Consider the following 24593-nt stretch of genomic DNA (forward strand, 5'->3'; position numbering starts at 1 on the left):
CCTGGGCACTACCCCAGAGGCCACACCGAGCGTACGGGGGGCGGAGCAGGACGGGGGCATGGAGCGGCGGGTTCTACCACGGACCGCCCCCGCCTTTGGTGCTGGTATGCGTCGCCCGGTGAGGCTACAAGCAGGGGTGGCGTGGCCAGGAAAAAGTTCATCGCCGTCGCAGGCAACATCGGCGCCGGCAAGACAGAGCTCACTTCGTTCCTCTGCCGCAAGTACGGGCTCACTCCGTACTTCGAGCCGAACGATCAGAACCCCTATCTGGCCGACTTCTACAAGGACATGAAGAAGTGGGCGTTCCGGTCGCAGATCTTCTTCCTCACCCACAAGTTCCGGCTCCACCGCGAGATGGAGCGCCATGCCGGCACCGTCCTACAGGATCGCACCATCTATGAGGACGCGGAGATCTTCGCCAAGAACCTGCACCGCCAGCGCTTCATCGACCGGCGCGACTGGCAGATGTACCGCGAGCTCTATGAGACGATCTCCCAGGTGCTGACCCCGCCCGACCTGATGATCTACCTGCGCTGCCCGGTGCAGACCCTCAAGGAGCGCATCCGGCTGCGCGGCCGAGCCATGGAGAAGGACATCCCCACGCTCTACCTCAAGCGCCTCAATGCCCTGTACGAGGAATGGTTCAGTAACTACAAGATGTCGCCCGTCCTCGTTCTCCCGACGGACAAGCTGGATTACCTGACCAACCTGGTGGATCGCGTGGATCTCTTCCGCCAGATCGAGAAGCACCTGTGAAGGAGGTCTACGCTCTGGCCACCGAGTCGTCCTCCTCGCCGTCCCTGGCCGAGCTGCGCCATACGTTCGAGTCGGATGACGTGCGCTTCTCGCCGCGCGAGGGGGAGGCCGGGTTCATCGTCCAGGCCGAGGGGACCCGCGTGGAGGTGCGCTTCAGCACCCAGGGGCCCTCCTTCGAGGGCGCCGATCAGCGCCTGCTGACCGGCAGCGAGGAGGCCCAGCAGGCCTTCCAGCGCGCCAAGGGCTTCTTCTACATCTCCGTGGAGCCGGGCTCCGGGCCCCAGCCCACCGTGCCCGTCTTCGAGGCGCTGTGGTGCGCGCGCTCGCTGATGGAGCTCACCCAGGGCGTGCTGCTGGATCTCACCTCGTACAAGCTGCACGACGTGGCGGACGTGGTGGAGATCACCGAGCTGGACTTCGACATCCGCGACCATGTGAACCTCCACGCCGTGGCCGCCATCGAGGGCGACACCCCCCTGTGGGTGCACTCGCACGGGATGGAGAAGTTCGGCACGCGGGACCTGGAGATCTTCCACCTGGGCGAGGAGGACCTGCTGGCCGCGGAGATGTTCCTCCACGAGCTGTGCACCGACATGGCCTTCGGCCAGGGCCCCGAGCCTCGCAAGGAGGTGCACACCAGCGAGGGCCAGTCCTTCATGATGGTCCCCTCCGAGGAGGCTCGCATCAACCTGCTGGGCGTGCCGCTGGAGACCTTCGAGGGCCACGAGGCGCTGTTCCTCAGCGTGGTGTCCCCCCTGGGCCGGCACAACACCGCCGAGCTCTTGCGCCCGTACCGCGAGCGCTTCGTGCCCGAGCCCGAGGAGCGCACCGAGTCGCTGCGCGTCGAGTCCCAGGCCCTGCTGCCCGCCTTCAAGGCTCGCTTCCAGCGCAAGGGGCTCATGGAGCCGCTCACCTTCCTGGTGCGCGCTCCCTTCGAGACCCACCCCGAGGGCCAGGCCGTCGAGGAGAACCTCTGGCTGGAGGTCATGCTCTGGGAGGAGGGCACGGTGGTGGGCAAGCTGGTGGATGGCGCCGTCCACACCACCGAGTGGCGCAAGGGCGCCCAGGTCGAGGTGGACGAGGAGCACGTCAACGCGCTCGCCATCAGCCGCGAGGGGCGCACCCTGGACGAGGAGGAGATGCGCGCCCTGCTCATCGCCGAGCGGCCCATGTAACCCAGCCCGCCGGCCGGCACGACGCGCCGGGCTGGCGCGTTGCGGTGTCCGCCCGCGTCGCGAGATCCGACTCGAGGTCGCTTGCCCGGAGCACGCGGGGCGCTAGGCTCCGCGCGCCATGCCAGCCCTGCTGCTGCTCACCGGTCCTTCCGCTGGCCGCCGCTACGAGGTGGTCTCGGAAGTCACGATCGGTCGCAGCCCCTCCTGCGAGATCCAGATCGAGGACGACAAGGTGTCCCGGCGGCACGCTCGCATCTTCGTGCGCGCGGGGCAGGTGTGGCTGCGCGATCTGGAGTCCCGCAACGGCACGCTCGTCAACGGGCAGCGCCTGGAGGGCGAGGCCTGCCTGCTGCCCGGCGATCGCGTCCAGGTGGGGGAGACCACCGTCATCTACGAGCCGCTCAGCCAGGCGGCCCTGGCGCAGACGGAGCCGCTCGACGCCAGCCATGTGCCCATCGCCGAGGTGCTGCCTCACGTGGGCCCCCAGGCGGCCCTCTTCTCGGCGGGCGTGGCCCTGCTGGGAGCCACCAGCGAGGCCATGGTGCTGCGGCGCCTGGTGGAGGAGGCCCTGCACGCGCTCAATGCGGACCGCGCCGCGGCGCTGCTGGGCCGGCAGGAGGGGTTGCTCACCGCGGCCGTGTCCGGCGCGGCCTCCGTGGAGGTGCCTCGCGCCATGGCGAGCATGGCTTTGGAGCTGAAGGAGGTGGCCTCCTCGGGCACCGCGCTGTGCGCTCCACTGGTGGCCTCGGGGGGCATGCCCTTCGGGCTGTTGTTCGTGGGGTGCAACGAGCCCCGCTTCGGCGCCCTGGAGGTCCAGCTCGTGGCGGCGCTCGGGCGCATGGGCGGCGAGGCGTACACCGCCATGCGCTCGCGCGCGGTGGAGGAGCAGGCCCAGGTGGAGCTGGTCGGCACGTCCCGGCCGTTCCGCCGCATGGTGGAGCAGGCCCGCCGCGCCGCCGCCAGCGCCGCTCCCGTGGTCATCTCGGGGGACCCCGGGGCGGGCAAGAGCCTGCTGGCCCGGTTCGTCCACTCCCACTCGCCGCGAGGGCTCGGGCCGCTGGTGGCGGTGGACTGCCGGCAGCCGACCGTGGAGGAGCTCCTCTTCGGTGGGCCCAGCACTCCCGGCCAGCCCCCGCGCTCCTCCGCGCTCCTGCGCGCGGATGGAGGCTCGCTGCTGCTCCAGCACGTGGAGGCGCTGTCGGGCGCCATCGTCGAGCGGCTGACGCGGATGCTCGCGCGCAAGGTGGCTCCGGCGCGGCAGGGCGGCGAGGAGCCCGTGGACCTGCGCCTCATCGCCACCGCGAGCGCCCCCGCCCAGCTCCTGGCCGCCAAGGGGGAGATGGACATGGCCCTGGCGATGGCTCTGTCCGGGCTGGAGATCGAGGTGCCTCCGCTCCGCGAGCGCCGCGCCGATGTGCTCACGCTCTTCGAGCACTTCGCCCGGCGTGGAGTGGGGGATGCTCGGAAGCCTCCGCCCGTGCTGAGCCCTGGGGCCCGGCGCCTGCTGACCGACTATGCGTGGCCGCAGAACGTCCGCGAGCTGAAGCTGGTGAGCGAGCGGCTCGCGCGCCTGTACGCCGGCAGCGAGGTGCACACGCTGCGCCTGCCTCCGGAGATCCAGGAGGGCTCGGTGGACTCGGAGCCGCGCAGCCTGCAGCAGATGGTCGAGCGACTGGAGCGGGATGCCATCATCGAAGCGCTCCAGGCCGCGGGAGGGCGGAAGATCCGCGCGGCGGAGCGCCTGGGCATCAGCCGTCCCACGCTCGACAAGAAGATCGAGGAGTACGCCATCCGCGTGGAGCGGTCTCGGCGGAGCTGAGGGGGGACCATGAAGTTTCAGCAGATCGCTCAGTACCGGCTCCAGCAGCAGCAGATTGCCCGGACGCGGTTCAAGACTCCGGGACAGATCGTCTCCTGGCTCGGGGCCCTCCAGGCGCAAGACTATCCCGGGGCGAAGTGGTCCATCGGCCTGCGGCTGCCGGACACCACCGATGCGGACGTCGAGCAGGCCATCGCCGACGGGGCCATCGTCCGCTCGTGGCCGATGCGCGGCACGCTCCACATCGTGGCTCCGGAGGATCTGCGCTGGATGCTGGCGCTCCTGGCTCCCCGCAACATGGAGAGCGCCGCCCTGCGGCACCGGCAGATCGGCCTGACGGCCGCCAGGTTCTCGCGCAGCCAGAAGCTCTTCACCAAGGCCTTGCAGGGCGGCCAGGCCCTGACGCGCGACGAGCTGTATGCCGTGCTGGAGCGCGCCCGGCTCTCGACGGACAGCCAGCGCGGGTATCACTTCTTGTGGAGGGCGGCTCAGGAGGGGCTGATCTGCTTCGGCCCCACGCGCGGCAAGCAGCAGACCTTCGTGCTCCTGGACGAGTGGGTGCCCGCGTCCAGGAAGCTCGATCGCGAGGAGTCCCTGGCGGAGCTGGCGATGCGCTACTTCACCAGCCACGGCCCCGCCACGTTGCAGGACTTCCTGTGGTGGTCCGGGCTGAAAGCCGCCGAGGCGAGAGCCGCGCTGGACTCGGTCTCCTCGCGGCTCGAGCAGGTGACCGTGGACGGACAGGAATACTGGCTGGCCCGCGACCTGCGAGCGCCGAGAGCCGCCTCTCCCACCGCCTATCTGTTGCCGGGCTTCGATGAGTACATGCTCGGCTACACGGACCGCGGCGCCGTGGTCGCGCCGGAGCATCGGAAGAAGTGGCTCCCCACCAACGGGATGTTCAGCCCGATCGTCGTCATTGACGGCCAGGTGCTGGGCACCTGGAAGCGGACGCTCAAGAAGAAGGCGCTGGTCGTGACGGTCCGCTCGTTCGTTCCGCTGAGCAAGGCCCAGAAGCGCGCGGTCGAAGCCGCGGCCGAGCCCTATGGCCGCTTCATGGGCGCACCCGTCGAGCTGTCCTTCTGAGCTCGCGGGAGCAGGAAGGCTACGGTGGACCCAGGTAGGATGACGGGAAACCCTCAGTGGAACGGGACTGGCGCCGCGAGCAGAATGAGGGGGTTCTCGTGCTTCTCCTGTCTCGAGGTGCTTCATGGGCAACTCCTCCTCCAGTGGCATTGGCGGCTCGCGTCCTCCCTCCACGACTCGGACCCAACAGGCGTCCACGCAGGCGACCCAGAAGCCTGTCAGCGTGCCCCCGCCGCCGAAGCCGCCGCCACCTTCTCCCAAGGAGCTGATGGACAAGTTCTTCGCCCAGCAGAAGTCGAAGAACCCCAACATCTCCGAGACGGTCGCAGGCGATGTCTCGGTGGCCAACGCGCCCCGCATGAGCCCCGCGCAGCTGATGGCCCTGGCCTCCAAGGGCTTCGCCGCCACGCTGCCCAAGGCTGGCACCGGCGCGGGGGCCACGGGCACGGTGGCTCAGAGCACTCCCTCCAAGCCGCCCACGGCCCAGAGCCCCGCCTCGTCGCTGGCGAGCGAGGTGCTCAACGATGGCAGCTCGAACTGCCTCGAGAGCGCCTACGAGTCCGCACGCCCGGGCGATCAGATCCTCCTCTACAGGGACGCGGATGATCCCGTGGGCCACGCCGTCGTGCAGCGCCCGGATGGCTCCATCTCCGACCCGAACGAGCCCGGCAAGGTGTACGCCAGCCGCGCGGAGTGGGAGGCGGCCCACACCGACTACCACCAGCCGGTCTCCATCCCCCAGTCGCACCTGCGCCAGGTCTTCGCCCAGCCGCCCGGCCCGCAGCGAGACGCCGTCATCCAGAAGCTGGGGCTCACCTCCATCGCCTACCGCCAGGTGGCCGATGGTGTCACCGCCGAGCGCCAGGACGCGCTGCGCTTCGCGGCCGAGCAGATCGGCAATGAGCCCGCGATGATGGAGCAGGTCTTCGCCGGGACCCTGCAGCCGGGACCGCTCACCGCCGAGGAGAGGGCCTTCCTCGTCCAGCAGATGGTGGAGCGCAGCATCGCGAGCGGTGATGCGCAGGCCTTCTCGCTGGCGGGCTCCAACCCGGCGGCGTACCCGGAGCTGGCGCGGGCGCTGGGCCATGCCTTCGAGATGGGGGCGGTGACGCCCGAGATGCTGGGCCAGTTGATGGGCCCCGACGGCCTGGGGCGATACGAGGAGTACTCGGAGTTCGCCGAGCTCATCGCCGCCAGCGGCTCGGATGCGCTCCAGTCCGAGGTGGCCGGGCAGCTGTGGGCGCTGTCGGGCGGGGATCTGTCGGCCCAGGCCGCGGCCCTCACCGCCGCCGGGAGCTCCGGGCCCGCCGCCCAGCGGCTCATCGACACCGCGGGCGTGGACGCGCTCACCCAGACCCTCACCACCCTCAGCGCCAACTCGAGCATGGGCACCGAGGACAACGTCTGGGCCCAGGCCGTCGGCGGACTGATGTCCGGACTGGCCGAGCTGCCTCGCTCGGAGACGACGGACCGTCTGGGGGCCACGGTCCTCATGGCGCTGCCGCCGGAGACGCTCCAGAACAGCAGCACCGTGCGCGGCCCCGTGGCCCAGTACCTGTCGTCCATCCGGTTCCCCGGGGACACCGCGGCCCAGCAGGCCGACACCCGGAACTGGGAGGCCATCCTCCAGAACACCCATGGGGCCTCGCTGCTCTTCAACCCGCAGCTGCCGGTGGAGGCCCGCCAGGCCAATCTGCTCTTCTTCCTCCAGCGGCCGAACTTCAACCCCGAGCTGCTCAACACCTACCAGGGCAACCTGGGCAGCATCGCCGCGGCCGAGGTCCAGACGGCCCTGGGCAACATGGATCCGGCGAACGTGAACGGGGCGGCGGAGCTGCCGGCCGTCCCCGGAGACCTGGCCGGCCAGTTCCCGGCCATCGCGAACCTGCCCCAGCCGGTGACCGCGGAGAGCCTGCAGGGCTCCATCCCCAACCCCATCACTCCGGCCATGGCCGCCGACTACCTGGATGCCCTGGCCTCCTCCATCGCCGCCACCGGCAACACGGACCTCTCCGCGTACACCGGCGGCGACCAGGCCATGGCGACCCTCTTCAACGTGATCGCCGGCAACCCCATCCAGCAGGCCCACCTGGATGACTTCTCGGCCATCGGCGTCGCGGGGCTGAGGGAGCTAGCCCAGCAGATCCGCGGCTCGAGTGATCCCGCGTTCGTGGCCCAGGCGCTCACGCTCGGCGGCATCCAGCACGACACGTACTTCGACAACCTGGGGCCCTTCGTGGACAGCGTGATCGCCCAGCGCGATCAGATCCTGGGCAACATCACCGGTGTGCGGCAGCTGGCCGAGACCGCGTGCAAGACGGGCGTCTCCGCGCTGGCCATGGCCGCCGGAGGGCCCGTGGCCGCCGCCGCAGCCAACGCCGCGCTCGGCTCGGTCTTCGCGCAGCTCGAGGCCAACCAGGAGGGGCGCGAGCTCACCCTGCCCAACCTCGTCGGCGGGGCGATCCTGGACTTCGGCGTGGGAGCGCTGGCGCCCGTGCTCGGCGCGCGCGCCAAGGATGCGCTCGGGCCCGTCCTGGGGCGGCTGGCTCCCGTCATCCAGGGCCTGTTCGAGGCCGCGGGCGGTCAGGCCGCGGACATCCTCCGCGATCCGGCGAAGCTCGAGGAGCTCTGGGCGAGCGGCCAGTCGCGAGACGATCTGATGCGGGCCCTCATCCTCGGCACCGTCACCAACTCCATCCCGTGGGACTCGCTCACGCCCAACCTCAAGGGCCAGATCGCCACCTTCCTGCGCGTGGACTTCGAGACGCAGGACATCGCGTCGGAGTTGCTCAAGGGCGCGGCGATGCAGGCCGCCACCATCTGGTTCGACCCGAACTTCCAGGCCCGGCTGCGCTCGGGGGAGATCTCCCCCGAGCAGGCTGTCCAGGAGATGCAGGCCAGCGGCGTCAGCATCTTCGGAAATGGCACCACCGGCACGGACCCCGCCACCACCGAGGCCATGCTGCGCATCCTCATGTCGAGCCCCGAGACGCCGTGAGCGCCGGCTTGCTCGGGTGACGAGGCTTGGGAGCGCGGGGGATCGCGCTCCCGTGCTCGTCCCGGCTCAGTACAGGAGCAGCTTGCCGGCGCGGAAGAAGCACACCCGCGTCTGATCCTGCGCGTCGACGGCGGCGTCGATCTCCGCCGCGTCCACCGCGCTCAGGTTCTCGGTGCGAGACCAGTAGTTGTCCGAGCCTGGCCGAGCGACCTCGAGCTGGCCTCCGTGAGTGAAGGCGAGGCGAGGTCTGCCGCTGGCATCCGCGGCGACGGCGAGCTCCGTGAGGGAGAATCCCTCCACGTTGGACACGCTGACCGTGCTGGCGCTGAACGGGGTGCCGAGCGTCACCCGCTGCAGCCCGTACTGTGTGAGCAGCAGCGGTCCCGTGGTCGTCCAGGAGGTGGAGATCCTCGCGCTGCCCAGGCTGCCAGGCAGCGTCAGCGCCTCGGGTGCGCCCGTGCTCTTCCAGGCCCCCAGGAAGGTGTCGCTGTAGGGGATGTAGAGCGTGCCGCTCGGGCTGAAGACGGCATCCCCGAGGGGCTGCTGGTGGCTGCTGGCGGTGGTGGGAAAGGTGACCAGCGTGGAGGACCAGGCAGCGGCGCCCGTGCGGTAGGCGACGGCCGTGCGCCAGAGATTTCCGATGCTGTTCACGTAGCCGTACCAGCCATAGACGACGGTGGGACGGTTGCCGTTGGAGGGATCCAGAGCAATGGAGACCCAGGTGTCCGAGTCGACAGGCGTCGCGGTGGAGTCCACGCGCTCGCGGATCCAGGTGTTCCCGGAGCGCGTGGCGTACCAGAGCCCCTTGCCGCCCAGCAGGTATGCCAGGTGGGGTGTCCCATCGGCGGCGACGGTCATCGCCAGGGACTCCAGGACGACGCCGCCGGTGTTGAAGCCCATGCCATCCACCTGCTCCATGGCCCAGGTGGTGCCGGTGCGCGTGCCGTACCACAGAGAGGGGTGTGTCAGTCCGCGGAAGGCCAGGTGCGCCACGGCTCCACGCATCTCCAGCTGGCACGTCGAGCCGAAGCGCTCGTGGCCCTCGGCCACCACCTCGGGGACGCGGACGTAGGGAGTCACGGTGAGGGTGAGGGTGGCGGTGGCCTTCAGCCCGTCGTTGTCCGTGACTTCCAGCGTCACGGTGTACGTGCCCGGGGAGGCATAGGTGTGCGGGGCCTGAGGAGCCGTGCCGTCCACGGGCGGTGTCGAGTCGCCGAAGTCGAAGCGGTAGCGGGTGACAGTGCCATCCGGATCGCTGGAGGTGGCGCCGTCGAAGGTGGCGACGCGGAGGGCTTCCGCCTGAGCGGGCCCTGTCAGCCGCGCCACGGGAGGCAGCTTCACCTGCGCTGGCTCCATGACGAGCTGGATGCTGGAGCTGGCCACCCGGCCGCCGGAGTCGGTGGCCGTCAGGGTGATCTGATGCGTACCCGCGCCCAGCGAGCCCACGTCCAGTGAGGAGCCCTGGCCAAGCTGCCCGGCGAGGCTGGACTGCCAGGAGAGGCGGTTGCCGGTGAGCACGCCGTCCTCGGGATCCTGTGCGGAGCCGCGCAGAGCCACCACGGTGCCTACGGTGAAGCGGGAGCCGTTGGCCGGAGCGGTGATCTGAACGGAGGGAGGGTTGTTGGCGGGGAGGACCTCGACGGTGATGCGAGCGGCGCTCTCGTTGCCCGTGGAGTCCCTGGCGGTGAGGACGAGCTCATGGGAGCCAGGCGAGAGCCCCGGCACGGTGAGCGGGCTGCCTGTCCCGAGGGAGCCCGCGAGGCTGGAGGACCAGCGCAGCGAGGCGCCCGACAGGGGGCCATCCTCGGCGTCAGTGGCGGTGCCCTCCAGGGTGAGGGGAGTGCCAGCGAAGAGGGTGAAGCCGTTGGCGGGGCGGGTGATGGAGACGGTGGGAGCCGTCTGGCCCTGGACGGTGACGGTGACGAGCACGGAGGCGCTGGAAGAGGCGCCCAGCGAGTCGGTGGCGGTGAGCGTCAGGGTGTGAGAGCCGGCCGAGAGCAGCACGCCGGTCACCTGGCGGCCCGTGCCCAGGGCGCCATCCTTGCTGGAGGTCCACTTCAGAGCGCTGTCGGCCAGCGTGCCATCCTCGGCATCCGTGGCGCTGCCTTGCAGGGTGACGGCCTGGGTGGTGAGGAAGCGTGCGCCCTCGGTGGGCTGTGTGAGGGTGACGACCGGCTTCAGGTTGGTGCCGGGAGGGACGACCGTCACCGTGACGCTGGCGTAGCCAACCTGGCCTGACGGATCCACGGCGGTCAACAGCAGGCGGTGAACCCCGCGAGTCGCGCCGGAGAAGGACAGCTGGGTGCCGGTGCCGATGACGCCGCCTTTGTCGGAGCTCCAGGTGAGCGCCGCGCCGGACAGCGCTCCCGTCTCTGGATCCAGGGCCTTGCCGCGCAGCGGAATGGGCGAGCCCTCCTCGAAGGTGGCGCCCGAGGTGGGCGACTCGATGGTGGCCACCGGAGGCTGATTCTCGATGATGACGGTGACGGAGAGCTGCGCACGCGCCTGCTTACCGCCGGAGTCGGTGACATCCAGGCTGAGGCGGTGCTCGCCGGCGGAGAGCCGGGCGCTCAGGGGAGTGCCGGTGCCCAGCTCGCCATCGAGGCTCGAGGACCAGCGCAGGGCGGTGCCGCTCAGAGGGCCGTCTTCCGGATCGGTGGCCAGACCTGCCAGCTCATGTGGCCCGGCTCCCCGCAGCGTGGCGCCATTCTCGGGCGAGAGGATGCGGGCGGTAGGCGCGGTGTTCTCAGGCGGTGGCGGTGGCGGTGGAGGCGGCTGAGGCTTGTCGCCCCCACAGCCCGCCAGCGCCACGAGCGCGAGCACCAGAAGGATGCGTGTGGACATGGCTCGGCTCTACTGGAACATCACCTTCGAGCCGGACTGGAAGCAGTAGTGGAGCGCGCCCGTCGTGGGCCGCTGCGCCAGGGCGACGCGCCTGTTGGTGGTCGCCGTACCGACGTCCGTATAGGTCCAGTAGTTGTTGGCGTTGGGGGCGACCAGCTCCAGGGAGCTCCCATGGAGATGGATTTCCTGGGGCTTGCCCCCGGCGAAGACCAGGTCACCCACGGGCGCCTGGACTCCTTCGATATCCGAGACGATGAAGGAGGCCACGGGCGTCGTCGTTCCGACAGTGATGTCCAACAGGGTGCTCCCCGCTCGGAGCAGCAGGCGTCCCGTCCCCGTCCTCACCAGGGCCTCCTGGTCGCTCTCGTACAGAGTGCCGCTGAAGAACACGTAGCTGGCAGGGGCCGCGTTTGCCTTCCAGGTGCCGATCGCGGCGTACCCGAAGGGAATGTAGAGCGTCCCGTTGGGCTCGAAGACCATCTCCCCTCGGACGTTCTGCTCCTCATAGGCGTAGTTGTGCGGGAACTCGAGCATGGTGGCGGTCCAGGCGTTCGCGCCTGTCCGGTAGGCCATGACGGTCCGGGTGGTGGTGGTCCCCGCGCTGCTGAGATAGCCACGCCAGCTATAGGCGATCGTGGGGCGGTTGCCCTGGGACGGATCCAGGGCGATGGAGACGCGGTAGTTGGAGTGGGGCGGGAGCGAAGGGGTGTCGACCCGCTCACGGATCCACGTGTTGCCCGAGAGCGTGGCGTACCACACGCCCTTGCCGCTCATCCTGTAGGCGATGTGGGGCTTGCCCGCGGTGTCCAGGACCATCGCCATGGTGTTCATCACGATGCCGCCCGTGTTGAAGCCCATGCCATCCACCATCTGGGTCGTCCACGCGGAGCCGTTCCAGGTGCCGTACCAGAGCGAGGGGTGGGTCTCGTTGTGGTAGATGAGGTGCCCGATCCCCGCCGCATCGAAGGCCAGGTCACAGACATCGCCCGTCTCGTCGTCGGAGGTATCCACGGCCACGGGGGCGAACGCCACGTTGGCGGCCTGGGGTTCGGTGGACTGGCTGGAGGCCTCGGCGGAGACGCGGTACTGGAAGGTCTCGGTGAGCTGCTCGCCCGAGTCCGTCTCCGCGGTGAGGGTGAGGGTGGCGGTGCCGGCCCGAGGCAGCGTCCAGGTGGCCTCCATCCCCTGCGTCTCCAGCATCCCGCCGCTGGCGCTCCAGAGCACGGATTTCACGTCCGGCCGCGAGGAGACGGCGCGGAAGCGCTCCACCGTGCGCTCCAGATAGGGGCCCTGGTTCTCTCGCTCCAGGCTGAAGCTGCGCGCGGTGGGCAGCGGCAGGTTCCCTGAGGAGGGGATGGCCGGGTGGGAAGGGACCACCGAGGTGGGCTCGGCGCAGCCCACGAGGACGAGAGCGGTACACAGGCCGAGGCGCCAGGCCTGCCAGAGAAGCGAGGTCATGTGAGGGGGCTCCCTTTGGGAAGTCAGCCTCCGCTTATCGAGCGGAGGCGACTGCCGTCAATTGCGGCTTCCCCTCAAGCGCGCAGGAGGTGAGCGCCGCCACGACTGGCAGGCCTGTGTTGTAGAGGGCCGTGCGGCTGCTGCCCACCTGCTGCACGCTGCGGTTCCAGATGACGTAGGAGAGCACCAGGGAGATCAGCGCCGAGTAGGCCAGGGCCGCCCACGCTCCAGGTCCGACGCGGGAGGGCTCGAGCTCCAGCACGGCCGGCAACCCCGCGAGGACCACGGCGGGGGCACCGGAGATCATCGTCATCGCGGTGACGCGCAGCGCCGACAGTCCCGGGTCCAGGGTGCGCAGGCCCACCGTGTAGATGGCCCAGCAGACGCACCCGGCGAGGATGAGCAGATCCCCCACGCGCGTATCCGCGCTCAGCTCCGGCCCGCGTGCCGCCACCACCAGGATCATCCCCGGCACCGAGAGCACCAGCCCGAGCACGACGTTGCGGGTGAGCCGCTCCAGCCCGAAGGCCGCCGCGAGGGACGTGGTGAGCACCGGCGACACCGCCGTGAGCAGCCCGCTGTTGGCCGCCGTGGTGCGGTCGATGCCCAGCATGAAGAAGAGCTGGTACAGCGTGTTGCCCATGAGCCCCAGCGCCATGAGCCGCAAGAGCGTGGCGCGGGGCAGCGGCTTCCAGCCCTCCAGCCGCCACAGCAGCACCCCCATGGCCAGCGCGGCGAGGCCGAAGCGCAGCGACATGAAGGCCAGCGCCGGAATGGCGTCCAGCGCCTCCTTCACCACCGTGTAGTTCGTCCCCCAGATGACCACCACGGAGGCGATGGCCACGTCCGACAGGGAGAAGCGGCGAGCCGGAGAGGAGGGCGGCGGGCTGGAAGGAGGGGAGGTGCTCACGGCGGAGGGACGCCTGGCGGCGCCGGGCTCCTGTACACCGGAGGCGCTTCCCACGCCATGGCGCTTGTCCCCCGGCGCTCCCTCGGCGTAGATGCCCTCGATGATGAGCTTCCGTTACTCCGACGAGGTGAGGTTCGCGCTGGATATGAAGGCGCCGCTGGTGGCGCTCGAGACGAGCGTGGTGGCCCAGGGCCTGCCGTATCCGGACAACCTCGCCGCCGCCAGGGCCTGCGAAGAGGCCGTTCGCCGAGCGGGTGCCGTGCCTGCTCCCATCGCCGTGGTGGATGGCGAGGTGTGGATCGGCCTCGAGGAGGCAGGCATGCGCCGGCTCGCCGAGGGCAAGGAGAAGCTGATGAAGCTCGGCTCTCGCGACCTGCCCGTGGCCATCGCGCTGAAGGCCTCGGGAGGCACCACCGTGAGCGCCACCTGCGAGCTGGCCTCCGCCGCGGGCATCCGCGTCTTCGCCACCGGGGGGCTGGGCGGCATCCACCGGGGCGTCGCCGAGCACTGGGACATCTCCCAGGACATCGGCGCGCTGGCCCGCTACCCCGTGGCCGTGGTGTGCGCCGGGGCCAAGTCCGTGCTGGATCTGCCCAAGACGATGGAGGCCCTGGAGACGGCCGGCGTGCCCGTGCTGGGCGTGGGCACCAGCGAGCTGCCGTCCTTCTACAGCCGAAGCTCGGGCCTGCCGCTGGAGCACCGCGTCGAGGACGCCGCCACGGCCGCTCGCATCGTCCGGGCCCGGCTGGAGCTGGAGCAGGGGGGCATGGTGTTCGCGCTGCCTCCGCCCGAGGACGTGGCCCTGCCTCGGGCGGACGTGGAGCTGCACATCGCCTCCGCGCTGGCCGAGGCCGAGCGCCAGGGCATCCGAGGCAAGGCCGTCACCCCGTTCCTGCTCTCGGACATGGCGAAGCGCACCGGCGGCAAGAGCCTGAAGGTGAACCTGGCGCTGCTGACGAACAACTCCCGGTTCGCCGGCGAGCTGGCCGTGGCCCTGGCGCGCGGCTGAGCTACGGGCCGCGCACCGCGGCCCACAGCGACAGCGCACCGAACACGAAGAAGAGCGAGGCGGCCACCCACCGCAGCGCCTTCGTCTGCACCCGTCCGGCGAGCCTGTCGCCCAGGAACACCGCCAGCCCGTCCGAGAAGAGCATCCCCAGGGTGGTCCCCACCGTCACCTGCAGCACGCTCAGGTAGCGCGCCGCGAGCGCCACCGTGGCCAGCTGCGTCTTGTCTCCCATCTCCGCCAGGAAGAAGAGGACGGTGGTGGTGAGGAAGGCGCCGAAGCGCGGCGGCTTCTCCGCGTCCTCGTGCGTGTCCGGCTTGAGCGTCCACAGCCCGAAGCCGATGAAGGTGACGGCGAGGATGCCCGCCATCACCCGTGCGGGCACGTGCGCGGACACCCAGCTGCCCACGCTGGAGGCCAGCGCATGGTTGGCCAGCGTGGCCACGAGGATGCCCGCCATCACCGTCCACGGCTTGCGGAACCGCGTGACGAGCGAGAACGCGAGCAGCTGCGTCTTGTCGCCCATCTCACTGGCGGCCACGAGGAGGAAAGAGCTCACCACCGCTTCCATCACGACACTCCGAGTCTGCGGCCGAGGTGTCGTGGGAGCCTGCTGCGCACGCACGAGCCTCGGCCAGGTTTCCCTGTCCGAAGGTCTCGTTCGCCTCGCGCCGCGAGGTGAGGGCCCGGGCTGTCACCAGCCAGTGTGTCGAGCGCCCCGACGTCGATTGAATCCGACGTGAACTACTCCCCTTACTGGAGACGCCAACTATCAGTCCTGCGCCGGGGCTGCAACAGGCAACGCGGCTAGCGCTTGCGCGAGAACCAGCCCATCAGCGCCTCGAGCTCCCGCCGGTCCACCTCGTCGAAGGTGGCCTTGTGCTCCGAGTCGATGTCCAGCACGGCGATGAGCTCCCGCGTCGGCCCGAACACCGGGACGACGATCTCCGACTGCGAGCGCCCGTCACAGGTGATGTGCCCCGGGAACGCGTGCACGTCCGGCACCACCACCGTCTCGCGGGTGGCCGCCGCCGCGCCGCACACGCCCTTGCCGAACTTGATCTCCAGGCACCCCAGCGTCCCCTGGTACGGGCCCACCCGCAGCAGCTTCCCGGGCTGCACCACCCGGTAGAAGCCCGTCCACAGGTGCCCGAAGGCGTGGTGCAGCAGGCAGCTCATGGTGGACATGGCGGCGATCTCGTCGTCGATGCCCTCCAGCACCGCCTCGACGTGCCGCTTCAGCTCGCCGTAGGCCTCCGCCTTGGGCGTGCCGCGCAGATCCAGGGTGACTTCGGCCATGGTGGAGTCCTCGTGGGATGCAGGTCATCGGCGCGGGAGCGCCGCTCGGGCGCCCCTTTTATCCGAAAACCCAGATGCGTCAGGTGGCACCCGGGTTTCAACGGAAACGTTCGGGAAAACCTCAGCTGGCGGCGTTCGCGGCAGGCGCCGTCGCAGGTTCGGCCTTCGGGGCGGCCTTCTCCGGCTTCTCCGCCTTGGCCAGCAACCCGTAGCGCTTCGCGGCGGACTCCAGGATGCGCCCCACCAGCTGCGTGAAGGACAGGCCCTTCTCCCGCGCCCCCAGCGCCAGCTCGCTCTTGTCCTCGAGGTACGGGTTGGGGTTCACCTCGAGGACGTACGGATCGCCCTCGTTCGAGATGCGCAGGTCGATGCGGGCGTAGTCCTGCAGCTTGAGGCCCCGGTAGGCGAGCAGGGCGGCGCGCTCGATGCGCTGGCGCAGCTCCGGCGAGAGGTTCCGGGCGATGACGAGCTTGGGCGAGCCCTCCGTCTCCGGGCCGAACTTCACCTCCCGGTCCGAGATGGTCGGCTTGTTCTTGTCCCAGTTGCCGAAGTCCAGCTCCACCACGGGGAGGATCTCCGGCATCTCCTTGGGGCCGATGACGCCCACGTACACCTCGCGCCCCTCGATGAACTCCTCGGCGAGCGCCTCGTCCTGCAGCTCCTTGCGGATCTCCTGCACCCGCCGCGTCAGCTCCTCCCACGTCTTCACCAGCGACTTCTTCCCGATGCCGATCGAGGCGTCGCTGCGCGAGGGCTTCACGATGAGCGGGAACTCCAGATCGCCATTGGTCTCCACGGTGACGCCATCGAAGGTGGCGAAGTCCGCGGTGGGGATCTCGTGGTACTCCAGCAGCTGCTTGGTGAGGATCTTGTCCTGCGCCAGCAGCAGCCCCGCCGTCCCCGAGCCGGTGAACTTCACCCGCGCCATCTCCATCAGCGCCGCGACGTTCACCTCCATCCGGTAGTCCTCGGCGAACGTCTCGCAGAGGTTGAACACCAGGTCGCACTTCGAGCGCTCGATCTCCTGGAGGATGTCGAAGACGCGATCACTCACCGCCACGGTGGAGACTTCATGCCCCAGCTGTCGCAGGGACTCGCCCACCTGAGTGACGACGGCATCCACCGGCTCTCCGTCCGGCTGATAGTGAAGGATGGCGATCTTCAGGGGAGGTACCGGCATGACAAAAGTGTAAGGCGTCATGCCGCCATGTGCATCCAGGCACTGGGGCGCTCCCGCACTTTTTGCCCGCCGGCCTCAGTCCACTTCGAAGAAGCGGTCCGTATAGAGGTAGTTCATCGCCAGCGCCGTCACCAGTGAGGTGAGCTTGGTGAGGTACTCGCGCGTCTTGTCCAGGTGGATGGCCAGCCGCAGCGCCACGGCGCGCTCGAGCAGGTGGTCCACCAGCGCCACCACCACCGGGCGGCCCACGCCGCTGTACTGGGTGACGGACTGGATGAGGGACTGGCGCTCGGCGCGAATGAGCGTCTCCGCGCTGGCCGGCGCGGTGTCCGGCGGCTCGAACAGCCCGAGCAGATCCTGGTCCAGGTGCTCGCGCAAGGACAGCTCCACGCGCTCCTCGAGCTGGCGCTGGCGGTAGTGATCGAGGACCGTCTCCTCCATGTCCTCCACGTCGAGGTCCCGCTCGGCCAGCTGCACCAGCTGCGGCGCGCGGCCCAGGCGCTTCATCACCTCGTCCACGTACTGGAGCTTCTTGAGCGCGCCCCAGCCCGTGTACCGCCTGGCCCAGTCCAGCCCCGGGGTGAGCCACACGGCGAACGTCTCGGCGAAGTCCTCGTCCGGGTGCTTCTGCGCGTACCAGCCGCTGATGTGCACCACGTACTTGCGGCTGAACGGCTGCGGCTTGTAGTTCTCCTGGTAGGGCTTGGAGTAGTCCCCGAAGATCTTCCGCCACTCGTCCGTGTCGTAGAGCTTGTAGGCGTAGTTGAACGCGTGCCCGGCCTCGTGGCGCAGGTACATGAGGATCTCGCGCTCCGTCTCCGCCTCGCCGCCCAGCTCCGCCTCGATGGAGTGCAGCCGAGGGTCCGCCAGGTAGAACGGCAGCCCGATCACCGGCACTCCGGACGGGCAGCCCCACTGATCCGACAGGTAGCACTCGGGCCGGAAGGAGATGCCCTTGGCCTCCAGCTCGGCGTAGAGCTGGTGGATGTAGCGCTCCAGGGCCGTGCCCTTGAGGTGGAGCTTGAGGTCCTTGATTCGCGCCTGGAGCAGCGCCTCGCGCTCGGGCCGGCGTGGTGAGTCGGCCGCCTCGTGCGGGTCGGCCAGCGTCTTTTCGCGGAAGGTGATCTGGGAGGAAGAGAGCATCGGGTCCCCGGAGGGCCTCGGAGTGTAGCGATGAGGCCTTCGGGGTAAATTGGCTCGCTTCCTACTGCATGCAAATGCTTGAAATGACTGAGTAATATGGCCTCAAACGACCCCTCGAAGGGGCGCCGGGAGGCCATTCTGGCGAGTGTGTCAGTGTGCGCCCGCTGACTACTCGAAGACGGAGATGTCCGAGCCGCCGCCCGTCTGCTTGGGGGGCTTCTTGGTGGGAGGAGGCGTGCGCGCGATGGCCGTCAGCGTGACCTCCACCGGCATGGAGTCGCTGGCGACGGCGCTGAAGTCCAGCGGGCGATCCACCTCGTGGTAGCCCGAGAGGCGGAAGGTGAGCTTGTGTTTCTTGTCGCGGGCGAGCCTCAGGTCCATGGGCGTGGCGCCGATCTGGACGCCCTCTTCATTGAAGATGGCGGCGCCCGCGGGCATGGAGGTGCACTTCACGGTGACCATCGGGTTGATGGCGGGCTCGGGCGGCTTCGTCTCCTCGGGCGGCGGAGGCTTCACCGGGGGCGGCTTCGGCGTCTCGGTGCGGGTGGCCTCGACGACCTTGGGCGGCGGGGCCGGAGGCGGAGTGCTGACGCGCCGGATGGCCACCACGCCGGCGCCCGCGGCGAGCAGGAGCACGGGGAGGCCGATGAGCGCCGCCTTCTTGCCCGCGGACATGCCCTGGGGCGCAGGGGGCGGGGCCGGGGGCGGGGGCGCGGCCACGGGGGCGCGCTGCGGCGTCCCGCTGGCCGGGGGGCGGGGCCGGCTGGCGGAGGGAGAGCTGCCCGCGGCGCCCCGGGCGACGACGACGTTGGAGGCCGTGCCCCGAGGAGACGCGGCGGAGGGCCTGGAGGGGCGGGCGTTGCTGGCGCTGCCGGCCTTGCGGGCTCCGGAGACGCTGGGCCTGCTGCCGCTGCCGCCGGCCTCTCGTCCGGGGGCGCCACCCGAGGGCCGTGCGTCGAGCTGCTCGGGCGTCAGGTCCGCCACGGCGTCGAGCATCGCCTCGATGAACTCCTCGGCGGACTGGAAGCGGTCCTCCTTCTCGCGGGCGAGGCCCTTCTGCATGAAGGCGTCGATGGCGGAGGGGACGGGCGCGCCCTGGCGCTTGCTGTTCACCGGCGGCACCGTCTGGGTGAGCGCGGCGGTGAGCGCCTTGCGCACGGTGTTGGCGCCGAAGGGCGAGGTGCCCGTGAGGCAGAAGAAGAAGACGCCCGTGAGCGAGTAGAGATCGGAGCGCTGATCCACCAGCTCGCCGCCGGCCTGCTCGGGCGGCATGTACTGGGGCGTGCCGAGCACCTGGCCGGTGGAGGTGAGCTGATCCTCCTCCTCCTGCTCCAGGGCCTTCACCAGGCCGAAGTCCAGCACCTTGACGAAGTCCTTCCCGTCGAGCTGCTGCACCATGATGTTGTGCGGCTTGAGGTCGCGGTGGACGGCCTGCTGCTCGTGCGCGTGGGCCAGGCCGCGGGCCGACTGCTCCAGCAGGTTGACGGCGCGGCGCAGGGACATGGGCCCCTCGCGCTTGACGATCTCCTTGAGGCTCTCGCCCTCGAGGAGCTCCATCACGTAGTAGCAGGTGTTGTCCGGGGCGCGGCCGAAGTCGTAGATGGTGATGACGTTCGGGTGGCGCAGGCGGCTGGCGACCTCGGCCTCGCGGCGGAAGCGCTCGAAGAAGGTGGGCGCGGCGGCCAGGGCCGGGTTGAGCGTCTTGACGGCCACCGGGCGCTGGACGGAGGTCTGGGTGGCCCGGAAGACCATGCCCATGCCTCCCTGGCCGAGCACGCTCTCGATCTTGTAGCGGCCATCGAGGACCTGCCCCAGGAGCGCCATGCTGGCCCCTCCGCACAGGTGATCGGGTCCTTCGGTGCTGCCGCAGTGGGGACAGGGGGAAGCCATTGGGGCCGGAGTATAGGCAACCCGCGCGCGGGGCCCAACGGGGATGCTTGGCGAGCAGAGGGAGCGAGCAGGCAAACAGGCCGTTCCCGAAGGGGCTCCGGGCTGTTACATCCCCCAGCCGCCATGAGCCTCCTCATCGCCCAGGATGTCTGCCTCGCCTACGGCAAGAAGGTCCTCTTCGACGACGCCAGCTTCACCCTCGGTCCGCGCGACCGGGTGGGGCTGGTGGGTGCCAACGGGACGGGCAAGAGCTCGTTGATGAAGATCGTCGCCGGGGTGCAGCACGCGGACTCGGGGACGGTCTCCTTCGCCCGAGGCGCCCGGGTAGGCTACCTGCCCCAGGAGCTCGCCGGCCTGCCCTCGGGCACGGTGGTGGAGGCGGTGATGAGCACGGTGCCGGGCCGCGACTCGCTGGAGGCGCGCCTGAAGAGCACCGAGGCGGCGCTCGCCGAGGCCCCGGACGAGGAGACCCAGTTGGAGCTCTCCCAGGAGCTGGCGGACCTGCACACGGAGCTGGACCACTTCGAGGACCACTACGGCCGGCACCACGCGGAGCGCATCCTCAAGGGCCTGGGCTTCCGGGAGGCGGATCTGGCCAAGCCCACGGGGGCGCTGTCGGGCGGGTGGCGGATGCGCGCGGCGCTGGCGGGCCTGCTGCTGCAGGATCCGGATCTGCTGCTGCTCGACGAGCCCACCAACCACCTGGATGTGCCCACGCTCACGTGGTTCGACGGGTTCCTGAAGCGCTCGAACAAGGCGCTGATCCTCATCTCTCACGATCGGGACTTCCTGAATCGGCAGGTGGGGCGGGTGCTGGCGCTGGAGATCGAGGGGCTGCGCTCGTACGTGGGCAACTACGACGCGTACAAGCGCCAGCGGGCCGACGAGATGGAGCAGCTGAAGGCCCGGGCCGCGAAGGTGGAGGCCCGGCGCGCGGAGCTGCAGGCCTTCATCGACAGGTTCGGCGCGAAGGCGACCAAGGCCCGGCAGGCGCAGAGCCGCGCGAAGATGCTGGAGAAGCTGGAGGAGGTGCACCTGCTGGAGGAGCGGGACACGGTGCACTTCCGCTTCCCGGAGGTGGAGCGCTCGGGGCGGGACGTGGCGATGATGGCGGGGATCCGCAAGGCGTACGGCAACCACGTGGTGTACTCGGGGCTGGACGCGCGGGTGGAGCGGGGCCAGCGCATCGCGGTGGTGGGCGCGAACGGCGCGGGCAAGACGACGCTGCTGAAGATCCTGGCGGGCGAGCTGACGCCGGACGGCGGCGAGGTGAAGCTGGGGCACAACGTGGTGATGGGGTACTACGCGCAGCACCACGCGGACACGCTGGACAAGCGCAACACCATCCTCGAGGAGGTGCAGCCGCTGGCGGCGGACAAGCCGCAGAGCTACGTGCGCGGGGTGCTGGGGGCGTTCCTGTTCTCGGGCGATGACGTGGACAAGCCCATCGGCGTGCTGTCCGGAGGTGAGCGGGCGCGCGTGGCGCTGGCGAAGCTGCTGCTGCGGCCCTCCAACTTCCTGCTGATGGACGAGCCCACCAACCACCTGGATCTGGACTCGACGGAGATGTTGATCGAGGCGCTGGCGCAGTACGGCGGGACGCTGTTGTTCGTGTCGCACAACCGGGCGTTCGTGAACCGGCTGGCCAACCAGGTATGGGACGTGGTGGACGGCAAGGTGGTGCCGCACCCGGGCAACCTGGATGAGTACCTGTACCACCAGGAGCAACTGCGGCAGGCGGCGGAGGCGGCCGCGGCGGGGGAGCAGGCCAAGGCCAGCGACAAGGCTTCCACCGGCCCGATGACGGAGAAGGAGCGCAAGCGGCTGGAGGCCGAGGCCCGTCAGCGCCGCAGCGTGGTGGAGGGGCCGATCAAGAAGGAGATCGCCCGCATCGAGGAGCGCATCGCCAAACTGGAGGCCGAGCAGAAGGAGCGCGAGGCGCAGCTGGCGGATCCGGCGCTCTACAACGACTTCGCGCGAGCCAAGCCGCTGATGGACACGCACCGGGCCGGCAAGGAGGAGCTGGAGTCGCTGTACATGGAGTGGGAAGCCGCGCAGGAGAAGCTGGCGGCAGCCTCGGCGTCCCTGGCGTCGCCTTGACACGGTTGAGACGGCTCCCTGAAGCTCCTCGTAGAGTGAGTGCTGGGGCTTCAACGCCTGAAGGGAGGGTCTATCAACTTGCGTGGAGCCAGGATCCGCCCTGCCTTGCAGCTCATGGCTCCCGTGCTCTTGCTTTCCCTGTCATGCACTGGCGCCAGGCTCTACTACGTGCACAGTGAGGTGCCCAAGCTGGAGGGAAAGTGGGCTGTGGGCCCTGGACCCTGGCCAGCAGTGCCTGCGGTGATCTCGGACGGGTCCTCTGTCCCCGATGCCTTGGTGCTGTCGGCTCTCAAGGCGTTGATGGCGCTACCTGGGGCAGCGGATTCCTGCGATGCGTGGGGGCAGCCACGTCCCGACGCGGCCGAGTACTGCATTGCAACCTATCGGACACCGCGGGACTGGCGTGTGACGTGGCCCATCCGGAATCTGGTGGATGCGGCGAGCGCGTGCAGACCTCCTTTCGGCGGTGTCGAAGATGCGGACTTTGGACGAGACCTGCCCGTGTTTGGCTATGCCCACAACCACACCTGCGGACTCTTCGCGAGCAGCACGGACCTGATGAGGTTTCCTGCCGCGAGAGCTCCGACAGGGGCATGGGTGGTCGTAGGGTATGCGACGGCTCCCAGCGGCGGGTTGGCCCGTGATTCACAAGGGGAGCTGATTCCAGCATGGCATTGGCTCGCCACGGGACATGCGACCGAGCCTCGGTTCTACAAGTGGAACCCAGCGGGCGAAGTCTTCAAATGGAGCGAGAACGGGGGACGTTGGGAGTTTCAGGCGATCTGCAAACCTGAGTCGTCCACTCTCCTCGAGGCTGATCGCGCCCTCGCGCCAAACTGCACTCCTGCGTTGACAGACTGGTACTGAGTCAGGACTTCTTGTGGGTGGTTCTATGTTGAGACCTCATCTTTTGATTCTGCTCGGTTCGCTCTTGAGGGATGGCGGAGTGGGCGCGCCGCAACCCAGCTCCACGGGACCGGACGCAGGGATGATGGCGGCTCCAGCTCGCCCGTCAGAGGCTGATGCAGGGGTTGGGGCAGACCCGGCGCTTGCCTCGGAACGAGATGGTGGGGCTGTTGTGCGCAAGCCTGTCATCGCGGGAGGCATTCGTTGGCCAACCGAAGTGCGGACTCTGGCCACGTTGGACGGGCCCGCTGTCCTTGCTGCTCATGCCGCGATGCAGCAGGTGCTGACACGTCTCGCGAAGAATTACTCGGGGGAGTGTGAGACCTCTGCCAAGGCCATGGAGGTGATCGTCGGCGAGGGTGACGGAATGTATATCGTCCGTATCAATCAACGCGTCGACAAGTGCGGATGGGTGGCTCCCCCCGGATTCAGCACCGAGACCGACTGGTTCGAGCTGTATGCCGTCTCTCCAGAAGGGAAAGTCCTCGCGCGCTATCCCTATCACCCCTGAAACGATTTGAAGGCGCTCACTTCGACTTGAGCTGCGCGGCAGGGGGGCTCGCGGGCTGGATGGGCTGCGGCTCTCCTCCCAGCCTCCAGGCCAGGAGCCCACCTCCGGCAAGAAGCAGCCCCACGCAGGCAAGGGCCCACGCCAGCCCGGTCTTCTGGTGCGGCCTGAAGACCGCTCGGGCGGGCAGGGTCTCCGCCTCGGAGTCGACGGACTGGGTCGGTCTCGGAGCGGGCCTCGGCTTGGGCGCCGTGCTGACCCCGAGCTTCCCGGCGGACTCCACCTTCGTGATGGCCAGCCCCGGCCGAGGCGGCGGAGACATGCGCCGCGGTATCGGAACGAGCACCTCCCGGGGCGCCGGCGGAGGCGTGACCCTGGGCGCCGGAGGAAGCGTCTCCGTCTCGCTGGGCGGCGGAGGCGGTGTGGCGCGCGGCGGCTCGCTCGGTGGGGCCGGCGGCTCCTCCACCTTCACCTCGAGCATCTTCGACACGAAGTTCGCGGTCCGGTGCACGCCCACCTTCTTCCCGGTGGACAGCAGGTAGTCCTCCAGATCCGACAGGAACGCGCGGCAGTCCGCGTAGCGCTGATCCCGATCCTTGGCGAGCGCACGATCCAGGATCCGCGCCACCGCCTGGGGCAGATCCGGCCGCCGCTGCAACACCGGCACGGGCGGCTCGAAGAGGATGGCCTGCGCCATGCTGGCTTCCGTCGTCGCGTTGAACGGCTTGCGGCCGGTGAGCAGCTCGTAGAACACGACGCCCAGCGAGTACACGTCCACCCGCAGGTCCAGCGGCATGGCCCGGATCTGCTCGGGCGCCATGTACGAGAGCTTGCCCTTGATGACCCCGGTCAGCGTCCGGTGGCTCTGGTTGGCCGCCTTGGCGATGCCGAAGTCCACGATCTTCAGCCCGCCCTCGCGCGACAGCAGGATGTTGTCCAGGCTCACGTCCCGGTGGATGAGCTCCAGCGGCTGCCCCGTCTCCGGCTCCCGGAGCGCATGGGCGAAGGCCAGCCCCTCGCACGCCATCGCGATCAGCTTCGCGCACAGCACCGGCGACAGCGCCATCTTCAGCGAGTTCACCCGCTTCATGAGCGCGCGCAGGTTCAGCCCGTCGATGTACTCCATCGCCAGGTAGTACGTGCCGTCGGCCTGGCCGAAGTCGAAGATCTGGACGATGTGCGGGTGATTGAGGCGAGCCGCCAGCCGGGCCTCGGTGAAGAACATCTCCACGAAGCCCCGGTCCTCCGCCAGGTGCGGCAGGACGCGCTTGACGACCACCTCTTTCTCGAACCCCATGGGGCCCGCGACCTTGGCCAGGTAGACCTCGGCCATACCCCCGGTGGCGAGCTTGCGGACGAGCTGGTACTTGCCGACTTGCATCCCGGGCAACCTCGATCCGGGATCGCCAGACCGCGACCCCCGCTCACGCACGAACCGTGTGCACTGTCCGTGTCAGCACAGGACGAGTGACTCCGGCCGGACGGATCCGGCTGGCTCATCCTGGCCGTGCCATT

17 protein-coding genes are annotated in these 24593 nt (G+C 69.4%); 8 read left to right on the top strand and 9 right to left on the bottom strand.

Translation table 11 applies throughout. The features are described from left to right. Positions 1-141 precede the first annotated feature (141 nt). From KY572_RS39495 to KY572_RS39515, 5 genes are all read left to right on the top strand, one after another. Complete coding sequence (locus KY572_RS39495; RefSeq protein WP_224248902.1) at positions 142-756, top strand: deoxynucleoside kinase; 615 nt, start codon at positions 142-144, stop codon at positions 754-756. Beyond that, positions 753-1931 carry a DUF2314 domain-containing protein gene (locus KY572_RS39500; RefSeq protein ID WP_224248903.1) on the top strand — a complete coding sequence of 393 codons (1179 nt, stop codon included), beginning with the start codon at positions 753-755 and terminating at the stop codon, positions 1929-1931. The genes KY572_RS39495 and KY572_RS39500 overlap by 4 nt, the downstream gene beginning before the upstream one ends. A 118-nt stretch (positions 1932-2049) precedes the next feature. Continuing rightward, positions 2050-3750 carry a sigma-54-dependent Fis family transcriptional regulator gene (locus KY572_RS39505; RefSeq protein WP_224248904.1) on the top strand — a complete coding sequence of 567 codons (1701 nt, stop codon included), beginning with the start codon at positions 2050-2052 and terminating at the stop codon, positions 3748-3750. A 9-nt stretch (positions 3751-3759) separates the two neighbouring features. Beyond that, a complete protein-coding gene (locus KY572_RS39510; RefSeq protein WP_224248905.1) occupies positions 3760-4836 on the top strand; it encodes a winged helix DNA-binding domain-containing protein in 1077 nt (358 codons plus the stop codon). A gap of 124 nt (positions 4837-4960) precedes the next feature. Beyond that, a complete protein-coding gene (locus tag KY572_RS39515) occupies positions 4961-7834 on the top strand; it encodes a hypothetical protein (protein ID WP_224248906.1) in 2874 nt (957 codons plus the stop codon). Between the two features lie 66 nt (positions 7835-7900). Here the strand turns inward: KY572_RS39515 and KY572_RS39520 are convergent, their stop codons facing one another. From KY572_RS39520 to KY572_RS39530, 3 genes are read right to left on the bottom strand one after another with little or no spacing between them, the layout of a single operon-like run. Next, entirely contained in the window at positions 7901-10678 is a 2778-nt protein-coding gene (locus KY572_RS39520; protein WP_224248907.1) for a PKD domain-containing protein, read from the bottom strand. Positions 10679-10687: 9 nt separating this feature from the next. Continuing rightward, the gene (locus KY572_RS39525; RefSeq protein WP_224248908.1) at positions 10688-12136 is read right to left on the bottom strand and encodes a hypothetical protein; all 1449 of its coding nucleotides are present in this window, start codon (positions 12134-12136) and stop codon (positions 10688-10690) included. A 34-nt stretch (positions 12137-12170) separates the two neighbouring features. Next, on the bottom strand, positions 12171-13046 hold the full coding sequence (locus KY572_RS39530; RefSeq protein WP_224248909.1) for a DMT family transporter: 876 nt from the start codon (positions 13044-13046) through the stop codon (positions 12171-12173). A gap of 103 nt (positions 13047-13149) precedes the next feature. On the opposite strand from KY572_RS39530, the gene KY572_RS39535 reads away from it, so the two are divergent. Continuing rightward, complete coding sequence (locus KY572_RS39535) at positions 13150-14055, top strand: pseudouridine-5'-phosphate glycosidase (protein WP_224248988.1); 906 nt, start codon at positions 13150-13152, stop codon at positions 14053-14055. A gap of 1 nt (position 14056) precedes the next feature. On the opposite strand, the gene KY572_RS39540 is transcribed toward KY572_RS39535, so the two are convergent. From KY572_RS39540 to KY572_RS39560, 5 genes are all read right to left on the bottom strand, one after another. Further along, positions 14057-14623, bottom strand: coding sequence for a TMEM165/GDT1 family protein (locus KY572_RS39540; protein ID WP_224248910.1), 567 nt, complete (start codon positions 14621-14623; stop codon positions 14057-14059). 236 nt (positions 14624-14859) lie between these two features. After that, entirely contained in the window at positions 14860-15351 is a 492-nt protein-coding gene (locus KY572_RS39545; RefSeq protein ID WP_224248911.1) for a GAF domain-containing protein, read from the bottom strand. A 121-nt stretch (positions 15352-15472) separates the two neighbouring features. Beyond that, entirely contained in the window at positions 15473-16552 is a 1080-nt protein-coding gene (locus KY572_RS39550) for a D-alanine--D-alanine ligase family protein (protein ID WP_224248912.1), read from the bottom strand. 54 nt (positions 16553-16606) lie between these two features. Continuing rightward, positions 16607-17674, bottom strand: coding sequence for a putative zinc-binding metallopeptidase (locus tag KY572_RS39555; protein WP_224248913.1), 1068 nt, complete (start codon positions 17672-17674; stop codon positions 16607-16609). 168 nt (positions 17675-17842) lie between these two features. Further along, positions 17843-19498 (bottom strand): serine/threonine protein kinase, encoded by a 1656-nt coding sequence (locus KY572_RS39560; RefSeq protein WP_224248914.1) that lies wholly within the window; start codon positions 19496-19498, stop codon positions 17843-17845. Between the two features lie 189 nt (positions 19499-19687). On the opposite strand from KY572_RS39560, the gene KY572_RS39565 reads away from it, so the two are divergent. Both KY572_RS39565 and KY572_RS39570 read left to right on the top strand, forming a co-directional pair. Beyond that, complete coding sequence (locus tag KY572_RS39565) at positions 19688-21664, top strand: ABC-F family ATP-binding cassette domain-containing protein (protein ID WP_224248915.1); 1977 nt, start codon at positions 19688-19690, stop codon at positions 21662-21664. A gap of 1078 nt (positions 21665-22742) precedes the next feature. Continuing rightward, positions 22743-23081: a hypothetical protein gene (locus KY572_RS39570; protein WP_224248916.1), complete on the top strand. Its 339-nt coding sequence runs from the start codon at positions 22743-22745 to the stop codon at positions 23079-23081. Positions 23082-23097: 16 nt separating this feature from the next. On the opposite strand, the gene KY572_RS39575 is transcribed toward KY572_RS39570, so the two are convergent. Next, on the bottom strand, positions 23098-24459 hold the full coding sequence (locus KY572_RS39575; RefSeq protein WP_224248917.1) for a serine/threonine protein kinase: 1362 nt from the start codon (positions 24457-24459) through the stop codon (positions 23098-23100). Positions 24460-24593: the final 134 nt, after the last annotated feature.

Source organism: Hyalangium gracile (assembly GCF_020103725.1).
Classification (GTDB): Bacteria; Myxococcota; Myxococcia; order Myxococcales; family Myxococcaceae; genus Hyalangium; species Hyalangium gracile.